Below are 20,431 nucleotides of genomic sequence, written 5' to 3'. Positions count from 1 at the left end.
TTTAAAATTGTGGCTTTTCAATTAAAGCTTTTAAAAATGTAGATTCGACGTTTTTCACATCATTTTCCATCATCGCAATTTTAGTCTTAGAAGCAATTGCCGGAAATCCCTTAAAATTATATGTTAACCACTCTACATTCTCACCATCACGATTTATAACATCTTCTATAGAGAAGGCATTTTGAGCCATCTTTTCGGCCTCTGGAAAAAAGAAAAGTTGGTCACTAGCAGTAAGGTTATAATCTTGAATGGCTTTTATAAAACGCGCTCCATTTTCTGATGGTTGATCACCATTAAACAATAATTGATCTGTGTCTTCATCCATCTTTTCAAAATCACCTGATTCACCTACTTGATCATTAATTAAACCTCTTACATGTTGTAATTCAGTCAGCAATCGTTCTGACTTGGTATGAAACTCATTCATATGGTTATAGGCACTTGCATATACCGCTGGGTTTGCCATGGCGCTATCTGTTATCGTTTTCATTAAAGACTCGATTTCCTTTGACTTATCAAGTGAAGCTGCTTCCACATTAAGTTCTATGGCATCAAATGCCTCAGTAGTTTGCTTATTAAAAAAATTACAGGCCGTTATACTAAACAGTAATGCTATTGAAAATAGGATGTATAAGTGTTTTTTCATGGTGATTTGGTTGTTTATTCCGCTTTCGCGAAAGCGAAATTATACTATTATTCCTTAATTAACTGTCTTACCGTTTTGAAACCTTCGACATCGATAATGGTTAGAAAGTAAATTCCTAAAGGATGTTTTGAAGTATTGATAACGTTGCTTTTTAAAATAGAACTTACTGGCTGACCTAAAGTACTATTTTATAAATGATTATCTCTTAGCAATAGATATATCTTAATTTAAATGTTAATTTTTAAGGATACTTGAAGTAAATTTTGTTTTTATTAAGGATATCTAGTTAAACCATGTTAAATAAAACATACACACTGTTAAATAGCTTTACTTTTATGAGGAATTAGAATCAACCCAATTAATTATTTATGATATTCCAACAGGAAAATACAAAAGAAGTAGCAGCTGCCGCGGCAGAGGCTGCAGAAGCTGAAGCAAAATCTAATATGACTACCACTGAATTGATATTAGATCAATTAGAATCATGGTATGAAACTCTTATCACCAACTTGCCTAGCATGGCAGTTGCACTTATCGTATTAATAGTAACTTATTTTATATCAAAATGGGTTAGTAGAGGTGTACAAAAACTAGTACAGCATAAAGTTAATCAAGTATCTGTACGTAAACTAATAGGTAAAGTCGCTGCAGCGGTAGTAATTGTAGGTGGTTTGTTTATTGCCTTAAATGTGCTGGATTTAAATGAAACGGTACAAGCCATAATTGCTGGTGCTGGTGTATCAGGTCTGGTTATAGGTCTTGCCTTACAAGGTACTTTATCAAATACTTTAAGCGGTGTACATTTAAGTTTTAGGAAAATGGTAAGTGTTGGCGATTGGGTAGAAACTAATGGCTATGAAGGTGAAATTATCTCTATCGATTTGAACAAATTCATCATGCGTGAGGCTGATAATAATACAGTAATTATACCTAATAAGTTAATCATGGATAATCCCATGAAGAATTATGGACTTACTAAAACCATGCGTGTTATTGTACATTGTGGTGTTGGATATGAGAGTGATTTAGATCACGTAAGAGAAGTGGCTAAACAAGCGATTATCGATAATTTTGATCAAATTAATTCTAAAGACGACGTAGAATTTTATTATAGAGAATTTGGTGATAGTAGCATTAACTTCATGTTGAGGTTCTATTATGATATTGAGAATGGATTACAAAAGTTAATCAATACTAGTGAAGCTATTATTGTTATCAAAAAAGCATTTGACAAAGAAGGAATTAATATACCATTCCCGATAAGAACATTACAGTTTGACAATCAATTGCAAATGCAAAATGTTCCTGAACAACAAAGTTAGAGTAGTTTAGATTTATAGATTGAGAATCCCTAGATCGTTAATGATCTAGGGATTTTTTATTGGAATTATCCCAAGCTTTATACAGAAGTATAATTAGCATAATTTCAAAAGCTAATGTTGCTAGAATCCCTAGCGGAAATAGAATGATTAAACAGAAAGACACACCACCAATAATACCTGTAATTCCTGCCCATTTTGCAAGTTCTCCCAGTTGTACGCGATGAGTAAAAAATCCTATTGCCAAAAACAGGTATATCAATCCATAGAGGAAAAGAGAAGAGTATGATAGCACCATGCCTATTCCTTCATTTTCATCAAGAAAATTTGAATAAAACAAGAAGTCAATAATATAAAATATTGCGAGTAAAGCTATTGCACCATAAGAAGCATTTTTAATTAACGAGCTTTCATTTAATCGACCATAGTGCGCGATAGCTATTAGTAAAACAGTTAAAGTTAAGTATTCAATAATTACACTTGCTGCATAAATAATAGGTGACATATGCTCAGTATTATAAGCTTCGTTTATACTTACCAACACATTTAATGTGCCTAATATTAAATAGATGATACCAGCAATCATTCCCCAACCTAGTAAAGATTTATTATAATTTATAGCTGGTAAAACATCAGGTTGTTTTTCTGATTTTTTAAAAACCTCATCAATGGACTTCCCTAATGCTTCAAAAATATTCTTAACCGTGTAACTTCTAGGAGTCACATCTCCATTCTCAATGCGTTGTATAGTCCGTACATTAATATTGCACAGTTCAACAAGCTCTTCTTGAGTAAGTCCTTTTTCTTTTCTTAATTGTGCAATGTAGTCTCCTAATTCTGGCTGGTTCATAACAAATGGGTTTTAAAATTCATGCAGCAATATTACTGGATATGACAAGCTAGGTCAAAATATTTTAAGCAACTTAAACCCGACATTTACACGGCAAAGCCTTGAGTAGCCTATAAAACTGGTAAATCAATCGTTTGATTGTCTAGTTGAATGCATTAACTCTAATTTCCAAACAGAATCTTTTTTAACTGCTACAACACTTTCTAACCAGCTACTTTTAAAACTAAGAGTGTCTAACTTGAACGTACCGTAATTGTGATATGCTAGCCATAATTTATCACCGTTACGTTTTGACGCAATTCTTTTAAAATTGTTGATGCGGTCAAATTGGAGCTCTCTTTTCTTAGCACTTTTACACCAATTTGCAATGGTGTCATTATTCCATACCTCACCGTGTTCTAACAGCAAAAAATCATCTGTTTGATACTTAGTTATTGCTGCCTCATCATAATCTGACCAGACTTCATCAAATAAGTTTTGAACCACTTCCTCTACAGCAATCGTGGCTTCTTCATCAGTTTCTTGAAGTTTTTCGGCTGTTGCGGTCGAGCAAGCATACACGATTACTATTAAGAAGAATAATGTCAGTAGTTTAATAATTTTCATAAGAATAGATTTGAGTTAAAGTTAACACGCATTTGCGAAAGTGTAAACAAAAAAAACATAAGCATTTAAAAATCACAATATTGTTATTTAATCGTGACATCTTTAATACGGATTAACTCTAATTTTAATCCAAACAAAAAGGTTATGAAAAATACGGTAAACACTATTATAGCTATAAGCTTAGCACTATACTCAATAGCTACAAGCGCACAAAGAACAGACCCAAAAAATCAAGATAAAGAATTAGGTGCTATAAGCTGGTATAGAGATTATTCAACCGCGTTACAATTATCTAAAGAATACAATAAACCAGTTCTTATTTTATTTCAAGAAGTTCCAGGATGCGCTACTTGTCGTAATTATGGTCACGATGTATTGAGTAACCCATTGATGACTGAGGCTATTCAAAATGAATTTATTCCATTAGCTATTTATAATAATAAAGGCGGAAAGGATAAAGATGTATTAAAAATCTATAAAGAACCTGCATGGAATAATCCCGTGGTACGCATTGTAGATTATGATGGTGTAGATATCGTAGATCGCGTGGGAAATGATTACAGTGCCCAAGGACTATATAGCGCAATGGAAAATGCTTTAAAAGTTTGCAAAAAAGAGATTCCACAGTACATGAAAATTTTAGCAAAAGAACTTTATGGCTATATCAATTCTAGGAACAAGGAAACCTACTACAGCATGTACTGTTTCTGGAGTGGCGAGAAGCTATTAGGTACACAACCTGGTATATTGAATACCGAGGCAGGATTTATGAATGGTTATGAAGTAGTAAAAGTAACCTATGACAACACTGCGGTAAACATTAGTGATTTAAACAGTTATGCAAGTAGTCAAGAAATGCGTCCTATTAAAAAGGATCAATCTTACAGAATCAGTTCTAAAGATGAAGATTATTATTTAAAACATAGTAACTACCAGTATTTACCTTTATCTCCTCTACAGCGCACATTGATAAATAGTGCTTTAGGAAATAGAAATGATGCACAACAATATTTAAGTCCACAACAAAGGAAATGGTATGCAGAGTCTCGTAAAACTGATAAAACTCTGTATTTATCACCCTTTGGACAAGCTTGGAAAGAAAGGACGTACCGTTCTTAATTTAAGTATACTAAAGACTTCCTCAAAAAATGAATACGAAAACACCTAACAACGTCGTCAATTTGTTAGGTGTTTTTCATATTTATATGAATGTAATTACAGCACATCTGGTAAAGCCTCTATTCTACCATAAAATGTGGTAGGTCTTACAGCTTCATAAAGATTAGTATAAGAAACATCTGATTCAATAATATCTTTTAATGATGGCATTTGAGCACTGAGCTTAGTTACAAACTCTGTTGAATCACTACTTTGATTTGCCGTTCTTCTAATCAGTTTTAAGTACTCTACTTCTGTTAGTGCTAGACGATATTCATCACTCGTAAATACTAAGCTATCTTGACCATTTCTAGCGGCACGCAGTGCTTTCCTAAATTTAAATCGATCACTGTTACTTATTTCACTATTTAGCAGTATAAAATCATTTAACTCTACTTTTGCTGATCCTAAATAAATTTCATCTAATTGATCTTGAAAAACTTGTGCATTACTATGAATGGATAAAAGAAACACTAATGCTGTTGTTATATTTATAAATGTTTTCATGACTATGTATATTACTTATTATTATAGTGCAAATTTAAAACCAACAGATAGTAAAACACGTGAACATCTTTCATCTAAAATGATATATTATTCCCAAAAAAACCACGTGAACAAATTTTGAATTTATTTACGTGGTTTTTATTTAGTACGCTTTCGCGAAAGCGAAATACAATTTATTTACAGCACTAAATAAGCGCTTTTTCTATAATATCTTCAACAACTTCGGGATTAAGAAGAGTGCTTATATCACCTAGATTAGAGGTGTCATTACATGCAATCTTTCTTAAAATACGGCGCATAATTTTACCGCTGCGAGTTTTTGGCAGACCTTGAGTAAATTGAATTTTATCCAGTTTTGCGATAGCTCCTATACGATCTGCAATCAATTGATTTATTTCTTTACGCAGATTATCATGATCTCTTCCTTCTCCTGTTTCTTTCAAAGTAATGTAACCATACAAAGCATTTCCTTTAATATCGTGTGGAAAACCTACAATGGCACTTTCTGCCACTGCAGGATGCTCATTTATCGCATCTTCTATAGGTGCTGTTCCTAAATTATGACCGCTAATAATGATTACATCGTCTACACGACCTGTAATTCTATAATATCCTACAGCATCTCTTAATGCGCCATCACCAGTAAAGTACATGTTTTCAAAACTATTGAAATAGGTGTTTTTATATCTTTCATGGTCGCCATAAATAGAACGTGCCATGGATGGCCATGGATATTTAATGGTTAATCTTCCTTCTACCTGATTTCCCTTTATTTCTTTACCTTTTTCATCCATTAATGCTAGTTGAATACCTGGTAATGGTAAGGTGGCATATGTAGGTATGGTAGGTGTAGAGTATGGTATAGGTGAGATCATGATTCCGCCAGTTTCTGTTTGGAACCACGTGTCTGCTATAGGACTATTTTTCTTCCCGACATTATCATTATACCAGTGCCACGCTTCTTCATTAATAGGCTCACCAACGGTACCTAAAACTTTAAGAGAGCTCAAATCATGATTTTCTACAAAGCTTATATTTTCTTTAGCGAGCGCTCTAATTGCAGTAGGCGCAGTATAAAATTGTGTGACTTTGTGTTTTTCTACTATTTCCCAGAATCTACCATAGTCAGGATATGACGGCACGCCTTCAAACATGACAGATGTGGCACCATTTGCTAAAGGTCCATAAACAATATAACTATGGCCAGTGATCCAACCTATATCTGCAGTACACCAGTAGATGTCATTTTCTCGATATTGAAATACATTTTTAAAGGTATATGCTGTATAAACCATGTAACCTGCCGTGGTATGCACCATTCCCTTAGGCTTACCTGTTGATCCTGAAGTATATAAAATGAATAATGGGTCTTCGGCATCCATAACTGTAGCTTTACTGGTAGGACTTGCTTCATCTAACAAAGGTTGCAACCATATGTCACGTCCTTCTTTCATCACTACGTCACTATTGATTCTATTTACAACAAATGATTTTTTAATACCTGGACAGCTCTCTAAAGCTTCATCAACAATACTTTTAAGAATAATAGTTTTTTTACCACGATAGCTACCATCACTACATATAATAGTTTCACAATCACAATCATTAATACGTGTTGCTAGCGCTGTAGAACTGAATCCAGCAAATACTACTGAGTGTATGGCACCTATTCTTGCACAAGCTAATATAGCGACCGCTAGTTCTGGTATCATAGGTAAATAAACACAAACACGATCGCCTTTATTAACCCCTTGAGACTTTAAAACATTTGCAAATCTAGAAACACGTTCATGCAACTCTCGGTAAGTTATGTGCTGTGATTCTTCATCTGGATTATTAGGCTCGAATATAATAGCGGTTTTATCTGCTCTAGTAGCTAAGTGTCTATCCAGACAATTCTCTGTAATATTAAGTTTTGCACCTTCAAACCACTTCACTTCTGGTTTTGAAAAATCCCAACTTAAGACCTTATCCCATTTCTTACGCCACAGGAAATGTTCTTCGGCTATTTCTTCCCAGAAACTCTCTGGATTACGTACTGATTTTCTATAAACTTGCCAGTATTCTTCGAGGTGTTTTATGTGATAATTACTCATAATTATAAATTAATGGGTTAGTTTTTTATTGAAATTTTCCGATTCTGTGCGACTTATAAATATCTTGAATCTCGCTTATGATTTGAATGTCATTTAGTGTTGACGGCACTTTAAAATCATCTACGTCTGCTATGTTGCGCAACAATTTGCGCATAATTTTACCACTGCGTGTTTTAGGTAATCGATTAACAACTAAAACATTTCTAAGAGAAGCAACAGCACCTATCTCTTCTCGTACATTTAAAACAATTTGATTTTGTATTTGATCTAATTGATTTGAGGTTTTGCTTTTCAACACGATTAAACCTAGCGGCTGCTGTCCTTTTAAATCACAATGAATACCAAAAACAGCACACTCTGCGACATCGGTATGATTAGAGACGACTTCTTCCATCTCGGCAGTAGAAAGTCGGTGACCTGCAACATTGATAATATCATCCACACGACCTGTTACAAACACATAACCATCCGAATCTTTATAGCCACCATCGCCAGAAAAATAAAAGTCAGGGAATCTTTCTAAATATCCTTTTTTAAATCGCTCTGTATTGCCCCAGATATTCTTTAACGTACCTGGTGGCAAAGGAAGTTTTATAGCGATATAACCTTCTTCGTCAGGTTTTGTTTCAAGGCCGTTTTCATTTAAAATCTGGATATCATATCCACAAACTGGTTTTCCTGCGCTACCTACTTTACTTTCTAATAACTCTACGCCTACCATATTGGCTAGCATAGGCCAGCCACTTTCAGTCTGCCACCAGTGGTCTATTACTGGTATACCAAGGTGTTTTTTAGTCCATAATAGCGTCGCAGCATCACAACGTTCTCCAGCTAGAAATTGAAATTTTAAAGATGAGAGATCATACTTTTTAATATATTCTCCATCAGGATCTTCTTTTTTAATTGCTCTTATAGCAGTAGGAGCCGTGAACATGACACTGACATTGTGCTCACTAATCACACGCCAAAACGTACTCGCATCTGGCGTTTTTATAGGTTTACCTTCAAATAATATTGTCGTATTGCGATTGATCAGTGGTCCGTAAACAATGTAACTGTGCCCTACTACCCAACCTACATCACTTGCTGCCCAGTAAGTTTCACCTTCATCAACACCATATATTTTTTTCATAGAAAACTTAAGAGCTGTTGCATAACCACCAGTATCTCTTATAATCCCTTTAGGTGTTCCTGTAGTACCTGATGTATATAATATATATGAAGGATGTGTAGATGGTAATTCAATAGCTGCTGTTATCTTAGAATCTGCAACTAATTGCTGATAATCCACATCATAAGGTTTTTGATCCATTACCGGCGCCTCTTCTCTTTTAAACAGGATTACTTTCTCTGGTTTAAAATCTGCTTTTTCAATCGCAATATCCACAAACGGTTTATATGGAATGACGCGGTTTATTTCTATACCATGTGAAGCTGTAATAATAGCTTTGGGTTTACAATCATTAATACGTATCGCTAATTCGTGAGGTGCAAAACCACCAAAAACAACTGAGTGAATAACACCTAATCTAGCACATGCTAACATTGCAAACACTGCTTGTGGTATCATGGGCATGTAGAGCAAACAAGTATCTCCCTTTTCAAGACCTAGTGATTTTAATCCACCTGCAAGTCTAGATACCTCATCATATAATTGATTGAATGTAAATGATTCCTTTTTGTGGGTTACTGGGCTATCATATACAACAGCAAGTTGCTCGCCATATCCATCATTGATATGCTTATCGATACACAAGTAACTCAAATTTGTAGTTCCATCTTTAAACCATTGGTAATAATCATTTGAGTCTTTAGATAAAATTTCTTGAGGCTTCTTAAACCACTCAATTTCGTTACTCTGAGTTTCCCAAAATAATTCAGGCGATTTTAAACTTTGTTTATAGAGGCTATCGTAATTCATAACTATGCACGTATTAAATGATCAACTGCTGTAATTAATTTTTTAACAGAAAAAGGCTTCGTGAAATACTCGTCAGCACCTAGCTTAAGACCTTTTTCTATATCTGCAGCTTTACTTTTTGCAGATAAGAATATGACTTTCGCTTTCGCGAAAGCGGGATTATTTTTTATCATCCCAATGGTCTCATAACCATCTACCTGTGGCATCATGACGTCTAGAATAACTAAATCAGGAATCTCTCTTTCCATAATAACCAGCGCCTCACTTCCATCACGAGCAATAAAAACTGAATATCCTTGCTTCTTAAATGCATATTCTAGAGACATCACGATATTAGGTTCATCATCAACAATTAAAATCTTCTTCATATTCCTAATTTTTAAATTCTACTATAAATCGAGCACCATTAATAAAATCAGGATCGACCCTAATACTACCATGATGATTTTCTATAATGTGACGGCTTATTGCTAATCCCATACCACTTCCCATGGGCTTTTTTACGTTTTGGTTATTGGACTGATAAAATTTATCAAAAATGAACTGCATATCTTCTTGAGGTATGCCTTTTCCATTATCTTCAAAAATCATTAATACAGTTGTATCTGTTAATTGAGTCTTCACTTTTATAACTCCATCTTTACTTGAAACAAATTTTATACTGTTAGAAAGGAGATTAGTGAATACTTGCAGAATACGATCCTCATCATAATAAAGATTTATGGATTCTATTTCATTAACATCAATCTTAACTTGTTTTTTAAGAGCTAATTGATAAACACCATCTACAGCTTTATGGAGAGTATCTTTTAATGAGTGTTGTTTTTTATCCATCACTTCTCGACCATTAGATAGTTTTTCAAGATCTAAAATATTTGTAATTAATGCTGCCAGACGATCAGAATCATTAACGATGTTATCTAGAAATTTTTTCTTTAATTCGACAGGCATATCATCATCGTCAAATAAAATTTCACTTGCTGCTCTAATGGACGCTGTAGGCGTTTTTAACTCATGAGCTACAGTATCTAAAAACTCATCTTTCTGTCTATCTTTTTCAACAAGTGCTTGATTTGCATTTTTAAGCCTATCGCTTAAACGTTTTAAATCATGTGATTGCTGTTGCAATTGCTTATTAATAGTAATGGTTTCCTTGTTTTCTTCTAAAATTTTAAGTACTTCGGGTAGTGAAACTGGTTGCTCTTTAACAACACTACTAATCATTAATTTTGCACTTGCAGCTCCTATTGAACCGGTCAGTAATTTTTCTGAAAAATTAACGAGTCTAGCATCTGCCTTTTCTTCTTGTGGATCAATATCATATTTGCGATAAAATAAATTTAATGCTCTCGTAGTACGTTTTTCTCCTAGAAATCTGATTAATGCTTTTCTGATCTCAGACACATAGGCTTCACCTCTCCAAACGAAAGCATTTTCTTGCAACTCTCCATAGCTCGATGCATTAACAACCAGTTCTGCATAATTGCGCTCTCTATAATCACCTTTTTGTAATACAGAAAAAACCAAATAGGACATCACATTAAACACCATAGACCAGAAAAATGCATGAGTTACTGGTGGCATAAAGTCAACACCAAATAGCTCATATGGTTTTAAAAGTGCAATACCTCCTGGACCGTTTGTTATAAGAGAGCTACCTTCTACAAATACCTCTGTTATAAACGGCAACACTAATGTGTAAAAAGTAACTAAAGAACCTACAATTATACCTGTCTTTGCAGCAATAGCACTTCCTCGATTCCAAAACAATCCTATAAAAAAGGCAGGTGCTAATTGCGCAATAATTACAAAAGCAATCAAGCCTATACTAAACAATGATAATTCAATATTGAAATTTACATAAAAGAAATAGGCACCTATGATTAGTATAAAAATAGAAGCTCTACGTACATTTTTTATACGCTGTGCATTACGTTTAGGATTACTATCATTAAGTGCTTTTATAAAGCCATAAGGAATAATTAAATTATTACTAATCATTGTACTTAATGCTAATGCACTAACGACAACCATTGAGATGACCGAAGAAAGACCACCTAAAAAAACTATAAGTCCTAAGAACTTGTGACCATGTGCTAACGGTAAATAAAGCGTATAATAATCTGGATTTAATTCACCGGATAATAATAGTTTTCCTGCCCATGCTATAAAAATCACAAAGACATTAAACAATAATAAATAAAGTGGAAAAACCCAACTGGCTTTTTTTAAATGACTGACAGATGTATTTTCTACAACACTTACTTGAAATTGACGTGGTAATAAGAAAATTGCAAAAAAGGATAGTGCAATCATAAAGTACCAATTAATACTGGCTTCTATGTTTGAAAATGTCGCTAACTTTTCAAATCCATCTAATGCTGATATTTGGTTATATATATCTGTAGTCCCATCAAACAAGTAGAATGTGACATAAACACCTATAATTAAAAAGAACACTAATTTTAAAACACTTTCTACAGCTACCGTAAAAATTAAACCACTGCGTCTGCGAGAAGCATCTGTTGTTTGTGTACCAAAAAGAGCCACAAAAACCGCTAATAATACAGCGATATAAAAAGTACTATCTGTAAATACGGAAACACTTTTTGAGCTGCCTGAAAGAATATCAAATGTTTCAGAAACAGCTTTTAGTTGCAAGGCTATATATGGAAATACAGCAATCACGCAAATAATAGTTACTAGCGCACCGATGGACCTTTTATTACCATATCGCAATGAAATAAAGTCTGCAATACTTGCTACCTGATATTGTTTAGAAATAACCACAATTCTTTTAAAAACGAGAATCCATAAAGGCAGAGCTATAATAGGTCCTAAATAAGTAGTCAAGAAACTAACACCACTAGTGGCTGCGATACCTACACTACCATAATAAGTCCATGCACTGCAGTATACAGCAAGTGACAAGGCATAAACCCATGGATTATGAACCCATTTAGATTTTGACCTGCGATCTGCCCAGATACCTATCGCAAATAGAAGTGATAAATACCCAACAATAACTAATATAATCACATAACTAGCCATACTTTTTAAGAACTGTAAATGTTATTATCACACTCAATAACCACACAAAAAAAATGTAAGCATACAACAAAGGAATCCCTAGTATATCAATATCATTATTAAAAATGAAAATGACAGGTAGGTTTAAGAAAATAACCAATCCTATCGATAGAATTACAAGTTTTTGTTGATGGCGTTTTTTCATAGTATCGTTTACAAGTAAACTCTTAAGGTAATATTTTTTAGGTTAAAATGAGATGGACTTTTTCTATTACTAACTCTAAATAATATCAGGCAGTACCTTAGGGATGGCACTACCTGATATTTTAATTTAATGTCCAGTTGCTTCTCCTGCTCCACTAGGTATACGTATGTTTTCAACAATATCTTGCACATCTTGTGGTGGTGGTGATGTAAAATGACAAACCACCAGACTCACTACAAAATTGATTAACATCGCTACACTACCGAAACCTTCTGGAGATATACCAAACCACCACTCGTCTTTACCGGGTAGTACTTCATCAAACCAACCCAACTTGTATTTCATCATATAGATTAACATCGTTAAGATACCTATTACCATTCCTGCAATTGCTCCTTCTTTATTCATACGCTTGTAAAAAATTCCAAGTATTATTGCTGGGAAAAAGGATGCTGCCGCAAGACCAAAGGCCAATGCAACTACTGCTGCCACAAACCCAGGCGGATTAATACCAAAGTAACCTGCAACACATACGGCTCCTACTGCACTTAAACGCGCGGCGATCAATTCTCCTTTTTCTGATATGTTAGGATTCACTACCTTCTTAATTAAATCATGCGATACAGACGATGAAATCACCAGTAATAATCCAGCAGCAGTAGACAGCGCCGCTGCTAGTGCACCAGCAGCAACCAACGCAATCACCCATCCTGGCAGATTAGCTATTTCAGGATTTGCCAGCACCATGATATCTCTATCTACATACAACTCATTTGCAGAAGTCATACTCGCATTTGTTGTAGCTCTGTTGCCTAAGGCTGTACGTACTTTTTCATTAAACATAGGCTTGGATTTATTACCTTCAAATGCATTACCTGGACTATATTGAACGATCCCATCACCATTTTTATCGGCCCAAGCGATTAGCCCTAGATCTTCATAATTCTTTAACCAATCTGGTTGATCTGCATATGACTTACCTACAACACTATCAATCATATTTGTTTTTGCAAATACTGATACGGCTGGTGCCATTGTATATAAAATAGCGATTAGTAGTAATGCCCATCCAGCACTTTTACGAGCATCTTTAACTCTTTTAACGGTAAAGAAACGTACAATAACATGCGGCAATCCGGCCGTTCCTACCATTAATGCTAATGTAATAGCAAACACATCCATCATCGATTTAGAACCGTCGGTATAAGCGGCAAATCCTAGTTCAGTACTCAATCCGTCTAGTTTATCTAGTAAATAAGTTCCAGACCCATCAGCTAGGGTACTTCCCATACCTAATTGTGGTATAGGATTTCCGGTCATTTGAATTGATATGAAGATTGCAGGAACCGTAAAGGCAAATATTAAAACACAATATTGTGCCACTTGGGTATATGTGATCCCTTTCATTCCTCCTAACACAGCATAGAATAAAACGATAATCATTCCTATGATAACACCTGTATTAATCTCTACTTCAAGAAATCGAGAGAAAACCAGTCCTACACCACGCATCTGTCCAGCGACATAAGTAAATGATACAAGCAACGCACAAAACACTGCTACAAGCCTTGCTGTTTTGGAGTAATATCGATCACCTATAAAATCTGGCACTGTAAATTTTCCAAATTTTCTAAGATAAGGCGCTAGCAATAACGCCAACAAAACGTATCCACCTGTCCATCCCATGAGATAAACTGACCCATCATATCCCGCAAAAGCAATAATACCTGCCATAGATATAAACGATGCTGCACTCATCCAGTCTGCTGCAGTAGCCATACCATTTGCAAGTGGTGATACTCCACCACCGGCAACATAAAATTCTTTAGTAGAACCTGCGCGACTCCATATCGCAATCCCTATATAAAGGGTAAAGGTTAGTCCTACAAGTATATAAGTCCACATTTGAACATCCATAATATTAATATTTTGATTTGTTAGTTGTTGTGTAAGATCTAGATGATTTTATTATTACGCTTTCGCGAAAGCGTAATGTTCCCAACCCAGCACCCACTACAACAGTATATTTTTTAGATTTACTTTAATTCTACTTTTGACTATTCTTCATCATAACCATATTTTTTATCAAGCTTATTCATGATGCGCACGTAAACAAAGATGAGAATGACAAAAACATATATAGAACCTTGTTGTGCAAACCAGAAACCTAGCTTAAAACCGCCTAAACGTATGGTGTCTAATGCATCTTTAAATAGGATACCTGCTCCATAAGAAACGATAAACCAAATGAGTAATAGAATGGATAGATATTTTATGTTTTCTTTCCAGTATGCAATTGCGTTTGCTTTTTTATCTGACATAATTGATTGATTTTAAGATTATAGATATATCATTGCTTGTAGGGTAAGTGTGCCTACAGCATCCAGATTTCCATATTTTTGATTAGAGTACTCGAGTGAAATTTTAGAATTATGACCGCTTAGATAAAGATTACCGCCTATTCCATATCGGGTGGCATTATCATCAATGGCATCTATACTGCGAGATGACAATGACAGGTATGGTTGTATTTTAAGATTTGTGTTTTCCCTAGGTAATACATATCCCACATGACCATATAACATGGAGCCTGTTTCATAAGTTTGTCCTAAAGTAAAATTAGTACCGTAGTCATTATTCTGATAAGTAGCATATGCTGTTATCGCAGCACCTTTATCACCTACTGGCGCATCATAAAATGCGTCCACCGCAAAAATCGCAACGTCTTCACCTTGAAAATCATTATTATCATCTAGACTTACACTACCATTAGGGTGATAGAAAAAACCAGCTCCAATATTGAAAACTTCCTTACCACCTAAGTAAGAACCGACTTTATAAGGCAAAAAGTTACTTTCTTGATCTAAGAAATGATAGTCAAAATAACCAGCATAATTCTTACCAGCATCTTTACTTCCTAGTATCTCACGACCATTATAAGTAGCGTCATCAATTGCTGGGATTCCATTAACATCAAGACCGTTTGTTAAAGCCTCATTAATCGCAACTCGATATTGCAACCTATCAAACTTACCTTTAAAATAAACTCCCATATGTCGAGCAAACTGATCGCTTAAGCCTATGGTAGCCCAGCTCTGACGATTATTATCTAGCGTCAGCATGTTGAGTGTACTTTGATTATTTAATCTTGAAATACCATTCCAATAATGTAAACCACCACCTACCGCGTGATTATTACTAAGTGACCATTGTCCCCATACGTCATGAAAAAACAATTGAGAACTATCACTTTCCCCAACTGGATTGAGATTATTTGCGTTCTGACTATTAAGACCAAAATGCGTCAATATTAAAAACTTGTCAGATACCTGTGCATACATTAATACACGAGCACGGCGCATTGAAAAGTTTAAATCACTTTCCTCGTTGCCAAAACTATTTAAAGACTCATTATCGGAATGTTGAGCCCAGAATTGCGCCCAAGAAATAATGCGGAAATATTTAGATCCATCCTCATTAAGCTTCACCTTCATTCCGCCTGTATACTCACTCGAACCTTGAGCAAATCCAACAGCTACTGCAAGAAGAAAAAATGAGAGAAAAAAAGGGTATCTATTTTTCATAAGATATTGTTTTTAAGATTAGTATAAACCATTAGAATTCAATTCTAACCGCACTGCTAACCTCATCAAAATCTTATGTTAATTAAAATTTAATATAGCTATCTGTTAAGCACTATAGTTTAATCTCTAAATCGTTCCCATTGTATAAGCATGAACTTATCACCTAGCTCAGTAACGACAGCGCCTGCACCTTTAATATTGAGTGGATTAGAGAAATACTCACCTAACTCTACAGCATTTAAAATCTTATAAGTAGGATGATATTTTGTATTGCTAGGTCTTTTAATATTATACTTTTTCACCCAATTCAATATACTTACGTGAGATATCCCAAGAATACGTTCTATCTCTCTATATGTCAATCCCTCAAGGTAAAGTTGCAAGGCCTTATTAACGTAGTAATCATCTATCTTTTTACCTATTTTATCTACTGTAAAGAAATAGTTACAATCCTTACATTTATAGCGTTGACGGTTATTAATAATTCCGCTTTTGATATGATTTTCAGACGAACAACTCGGGCAAACTCTCATAACCTATATTAATTTAGCATAAATATATCAATTTAGCATTAATTTATCTATTCTACTATGATTGTTTTTATAGTAGCCTTTATAGTTCTCATTTTATTAGTGTTACTTTTGCGTTTTGCACAACAATAAGTATGAAATACTACATATTTACCTTTCTAGTAATTACTATTTTTAATCAGTCCTTTTCACAAGTAGAACCGGTTAATACATCAGGTCGCAAAGGAGATTTTTACATTTATTGGGGTTGGAACTTATCTGCCTATGGTAAATCAGATATTACATTTACAGGCGACAACTATGACTTTACTCTTGAAGATGTAGTGGCATATGATCGTCAATCAGATTTTGATCCTAAAAAATATCTAAATCCTGGTAGCATAACCATACCTCAATACAATTTTAGAATAGGATATTTTATAAACGACAAGTATAATATCTCTATAGGAGCAGATCATATGAAATATGTTATGCTAAGAGATCAAACCGTGCGTATTAATGGTCGCATAGACGATACCTCTACCCTATATAACGGCGTTTATAATAATGAGGAGATATCGCTAGATCGCTCGTTTTTACAGTTTGAACATACTGATGGGCTTAACTATGTTAATATAGGATTGCGTCGCATGGACCATTTGTGGGATTATAAATTCTTTAGCCTTCAAGCGGTCACTGGTCTTGAAGGAGGAATCATTATCCCTAAAACAAATACTAAATTATTGGGCCGCCAGCGTTATGATGAGTTTCACGTATCAGGATATGGCTTAAGTGCTGTGCTAGGTATTAATTTTGAGTTTTTTGAGCACTTCTTTGTTCAAACAGAATTAAAAGGTGGTTATATCAACATGAATGATATCCGAACTACTGCTGACACTTCAGATTCTGCAAGTCAGAGTTTTCTATTCCGTCAGGTAAATATGGTATTTGGAGCTCGTTTTAAACTGTGGGATTAGGGTTTCCTCACGACTTTTAGACCTTTATTAATACGCTTTCGCGAAAGCGAGATTAGTACAAACACCATCACAATTATTAAGCCTATGGCTAGATAATAATACCATGGTGTGGGAAAAATAATAGGACTGGTGTCGCCTGTAATTATAAATCCTGCCCAATAATAAGGATGCTTTAAATCTTCCTCTATCTGGTTTCTTAGATAATCTTGTTTAGCTTTTTTAAGCGCTACATCTTTACGATCTCCGTCTTTAAGGTGAGTATAAAAGCTTTTCATAATAATAGAGGTCTCTCGATCTGGAACACGCCATAAACTAGTTAAGGTTGCGCGAGCACCAGCATATTGAAATGCACGAGATAGACTCAAGGTACCTTCTATAGGATCTACTTTACCATAAGCAGTATTACATGCACTTAGTGTTATCAATTGTGAATCTAAAGACAGGTTATACACCTCTTTAAGTTTTAAATAGTCATCATCCGTTTCTCCTTGAAAAAGTAGTTTTCCTTCATTATCATTTTCAGGATTTACCACAGCATGCATAGCTAGGTGATGCATGTTATAATCAGGAGCCTCTTTTAAAAAATTTTGTTTAGTTGCATTTGCGGCCTCCATATTTCTTGAATTAAATATTTTATTGATATAGGAAGTCTCTTCTTTTGCATAGGGCAATTCAAATTTACCGGACCTGACAAGAGTTTCTGCTGTGTGATTACGTTTTTCGTTATAATCAGGTCTAAAAACAATTGCTTTAAGAGTTTGATTTTCATTGTGTTTACTAACAGCGTTTATGGATGTAATATAACTTCCTACTTGTTCAGGACTAACTAGGTACTCCACTGGCAATGGATTTAATGTAATATCAGGGATTATTTTTATAAAGTTTTTGCCATTTGTATTAGAAACAACTTTTTTAGATAAAATATTTCGTTTTTTAAAATTGAAATCTGAATTCTTGCTATGTTTTAATATGTTTTCATAGTCTTTTTTTGAAGCCACGTAGGATATATCAATATTATTTTTGGTAAGAATGAAAGCGTAGATATCTTTTTCATCACTATCTAGTTTTATGATAGCATCACTTTGATCCATGTTTTTTAAAAAGCTATCCATATCTAAATTGGTATTTTGTACCATATGGAAGCTTGGTGCTTTGACACTTATAGAATCAACTAAATTTTGCAACTCTCTTTGGTGCAATGCGTATTGAGATTCCCAAAAATCAGTGTCACTATCTAGTGTTTTATTATTTAATCTTTCTAAGTCAATTTGAATTTGATTTTTTAAATACTCTAAAGTCTTTCCTAAATGGGAAATGTCGTGTTTTTTTAAAAGATCATTAATACTTAGTTTTTTATGAAGCAAAGGCTGTTGTAGTTCTTGTATACTCAATAAAACCATTTTTAAATGATTTTTAGTCAGTTTATTGTTTGTGTATGCTAATCGTAATAGGTTTTCTTTTATTTCATTTTGAACTTCAATATCTTGATCACTTGGTTGATTACCGATATAACTTTTTAGTATAGCAGATGCCAAAAAATACAAAGGCAATACCTCAATGGTGTGTTCAGGATTTTGTTCATTATAACGCTTAATGGTATTTGCTATTTTTAGACAGTCAGAAACGTTTTGGGGTATACCGTTCACTTTAGAATAAGCATCGCGGCTAGTATTTATGTCGTAGCCGTTAATACTATAAGATTTAAATAATTCTTTTAGACCTCTATCTGCTTCCTTTTTTGTGCCATAATTCAAAGCATATCGTATTTCATAACCTAACAGAATTCTATCTTGACTTATTTGAGATATTTTTTCGTTGTAAACAAAAAATTGATCTAAATAGAATCTAAGTTTTTCTGGGTCTTCTTGATTCTCATAATAAATTAGAAGTTTATTAATACTAAATAGAGGATGAGTTTGTTGATCAGTTTGTGCATCATCCACCAATTTAATGGCTTTTTTATACCATGCAACTGCTTCTTTACTATCTCCAAATTTACGGTACGCATATCTTGAAGTTATCTCACTTAAAATACCCAAACATTTATTTTCAATGTAATGTTTCTTCTCTATCTCCTTAAAATGACTGTTTTTTTGAACCAAATTATTGTGAAATACAGCTTGACGATACATACTGTCTATTTCTTTTTCATCTAATTTTTGCTTAGATCTAAATTTTCTAAGGCAGTAAACTAGATTTGCATAATTATCTACAGGATGGTAGAAGGCTTTGAAATGATTATTATAGAAGATAGCTTTATCCTGTTGATTATTAATAAAATAATATTCCGATAGTTTAAATGCTAGGTTTGACAAATAATAGTTAATTTCAAAATCGTAGTATGGATTTTTTGGAGTCGATGAGTTATTTTTATAATTAGATACAGACTCCATTTGACTAAGAAAAAAAGGCTCAGCTTCCGTAATCCATTTTTCAATAGCAGCAAAATCGCCTAGTTCTTGATATATCGAGTATTCAGAACTCATTGCATTAAGCAAATACTGTAAATATTCTATACTTTGTTTATTTACTTCAGGAAAAGACTCTAGTTGCTTGCTTGCTAGATCTTTTTGCGGCCTTACACCTTCGTAAAGAGCTTTTCTCAAAAGACTATTATCCAAAGAATATCGAGAAATAAAATGATAGTCAGAAAGAAGCTTTAAAGTATCCGTTTGTGAATATGACTGTTGTAATAAAATAACTTTTTCTAATTGATTAAGAGACTCATCCATCTTTAGATTTAATCCTTTGAATTGAGCGTCATATCGGTAAAGTTTAATTAAGAAAGCCGTGTCATGTTTTTTAATAGAATTAGTGATTGCTAATGCACTATCTAATTTTTGACGTATCTGTTTATTTGAATATTTTATAAAGTCAATAGTAGTTTCTTTATAAAGTTTTTTAGCTTTTTCGAGCTCCTGAGAAACTTGGCTTTTTGGCAATTCTTTTTCCACCTCTTTTTTCTCACAACTACAAATTAGTGTGATGATAAAGATGCTTATTATGAGTTGACTGAATTTCAT

General features: G+C 34.0%; 16 protein-coding genes. 3 read left to right on the top strand and 13 right to left on the bottom strand.

What is annotated here, in order from left to right; all coding sequences use genetic code 11:
• Position 1: 1 nt before the first annotated feature.
• On the bottom strand, positions 2 to 646 hold the full coding sequence (locus IL45_RS02645) for a hypothetical protein (protein WP_036580018.1): 645 nt from the start codon (positions 644 to 646) through the stop codon (positions 2 to 4).
• Between the two features lie 368 nt (positions 647 to 1,014).
• On the opposite strand from IL45_RS02645, the gene IL45_RS02640 reads away from it, so the two are divergent.
• Entirely contained in the window at positions 1,015 to 1,968 is a 954-nt protein-coding gene (locus tag IL45_RS02640; protein ID WP_235183311.1) for a mechanosensitive ion channel family protein, read from the top strand.
• Positions 1,969 to 2,005: 37 nt separating this feature from the next.
• On the opposite strand, the gene IL45_RS14685 is transcribed toward IL45_RS02640, so the two are convergent.
• Both IL45_RS14685 and IL45_RS02630 read right to left on the bottom strand, forming a co-directional pair.
• A complete protein-coding gene (locus IL45_RS14685) occupies positions 2,006 to 2,815 on the bottom strand; it encodes a helix-turn-helix domain-containing protein (protein ID WP_051788622.1) in 810 nt (269 codons plus the stop codon).
• 126 nt (positions 2,816 to 2,941) lie between these two features.
• Positions 2,942 to 3,421 (bottom strand): hypothetical protein, encoded by a 480-nt coding sequence (locus IL45_RS02630; protein WP_036580015.1) that lies wholly within the window; start codon positions 3,419 to 3,421, stop codon positions 2,942 to 2,944.
• A gap of 144 nt (positions 3,422 to 3,565) precedes the next feature.
• Here IL45_RS02630 and IL45_RS02625 point away from each other — a divergent pair, with 144 nt between their 5' ends.
• The gene (locus IL45_RS02625) at positions 3,566 to 4,540 is read left to right on the top strand and encodes a VPGUxxT family thioredoxin-like (seleno)protein, type 2 (RefSeq protein ID WP_036580013.1); all 975 of its coding nucleotides are present in this window, start codon (positions 3,566 to 3,568) and stop codon (positions 4,538 to 4,540) included.
• 96 nt (positions 4,541 to 4,636) lie between these two features.
• On the opposite strand, the gene IL45_RS02620 is transcribed toward IL45_RS02625, so the two are convergent.
• From IL45_RS02620 to IL45_RS02575, 9 genes are all read right to left on the bottom strand, one after another.
• Entirely contained in the window at positions 4,637 to 5,086 is a 450-nt protein-coding gene (locus tag IL45_RS02620; protein ID WP_036580010.1) for a hypothetical protein, read from the bottom strand.
• Positions 5,087 to 5,271: 185 nt separating this feature from the next.
• The gene (gene acs / locus IL45_RS02615) at positions 5,272 to 7,182 is read right to left on the bottom strand and encodes an acetate--CoA ligase (RefSeq protein ID WP_036580008.1); all 1,911 of its coding nucleotides are present in this window, start codon (positions 7,180 to 7,182) and stop codon (positions 5,272 to 5,274) included.
• Positions 7,183 to 7,207: 25 nt separating this feature from the next.
• On the bottom strand, positions 7,208 to 9,103 hold the full coding sequence (locus tag IL45_RS02610) for an acetate--CoA ligase (protein ID WP_036580006.1): 1,896 nt from the start codon (positions 9,101 to 9,103) through the stop codon (positions 7,208 to 7,210).
• A 2-nt stretch (positions 9,104 to 9,105) separates the two neighbouring features.
• Entirely contained in the window at positions 9,106 to 9,471 is a 366-nt protein-coding gene (locus tag IL45_RS02605; protein WP_036580003.1) for a response regulator transcription factor, read from the bottom strand.
• A 4-nt stretch (positions 9,472 to 9,475) separates the two neighbouring features.
• Positions 9,476 to 12,154, bottom strand: a complete 2,679-nt coding sequence (locus tag IL45_RS02600) for an ATP-binding protein (RefSeq protein WP_036580001.1) — start codon at positions 12,152 to 12,154, stop codon at positions 9,476 to 9,478.
• Between the two features lie 310 nt (positions 12,155 to 12,464).
• On the bottom strand, positions 12,465 to 14,255 hold the full coding sequence (locus IL45_RS02590; protein ID WP_036579996.1) for a sodium:solute symporter family protein: 1,791 nt from the start codon (positions 14,253 to 14,255) through the stop codon (positions 12,465 to 12,467).
• 140 nt (positions 14,256 to 14,395) lie between these two features.
• On the bottom strand, positions 14,396 to 14,659 hold the full coding sequence (locus tag IL45_RS02585) for a DUF4212 domain-containing protein (protein WP_036579994.1): 264 nt from the start codon (positions 14,657 to 14,659) through the stop codon (positions 14,396 to 14,398).
• An 18-nt stretch (positions 14,660 to 14,677) separates the two neighbouring features.
• Positions 14,678 to 15,922: a hypothetical protein gene (locus tag IL45_RS02580; RefSeq protein ID WP_036579989.1), complete on the bottom strand. Its 1,245-nt coding sequence runs from the start codon at positions 15,920 to 15,922 to the stop codon at positions 14,678 to 14,680.
• Between the two features lie 119 nt (positions 15,923 to 16,041).
• Positions 16,042 to 16,455 (bottom strand): IS1/IS1595 family N-terminal zinc-binding domain-containing protein, encoded by a 414-nt coding sequence (locus IL45_RS02575; protein ID WP_036579986.1) that lies wholly within the window; start codon positions 16,453 to 16,455, stop codon positions 16,042 to 16,044.
• A gap of 131 nt (positions 16,456 to 16,586) precedes the next feature.
• Between IL45_RS02575 and IL45_RS02570 the strand changes: the two genes are divergently transcribed.
• Positions 16,587 to 17,408 (top strand): hypothetical protein, encoded by an 822-nt coding sequence (locus IL45_RS02570; protein ID WP_036579984.1) that lies wholly within the window; start codon positions 16,587 to 16,589, stop codon positions 17,406 to 17,408.
• Here the strand turns inward: IL45_RS02570 and IL45_RS02565 are convergent.
• Entirely contained in the window at positions 17,405 to 20,431 is a 3,027-nt protein-coding gene (locus IL45_RS02565; RefSeq protein WP_036579981.1) for a CHAT domain-containing protein, read from the bottom strand. The two genes, IL45_RS02570 and IL45_RS02565, sit on opposite strands and share 4 nt — an antisense overlap.

Source organism: Nonlabens ulvanivorans (assembly GCF_000732625.1).
Classification (GTDB): Bacteria; Bacteroidota; Bacteroidia; order Flavobacteriales; family Flavobacteriaceae; genus Nonlabens; species Nonlabens ulvanivorans.
Note: the sequence above shows the minus strand (reverse complement) of the source record. Positions and strands in the feature narration are given on the sequence as shown.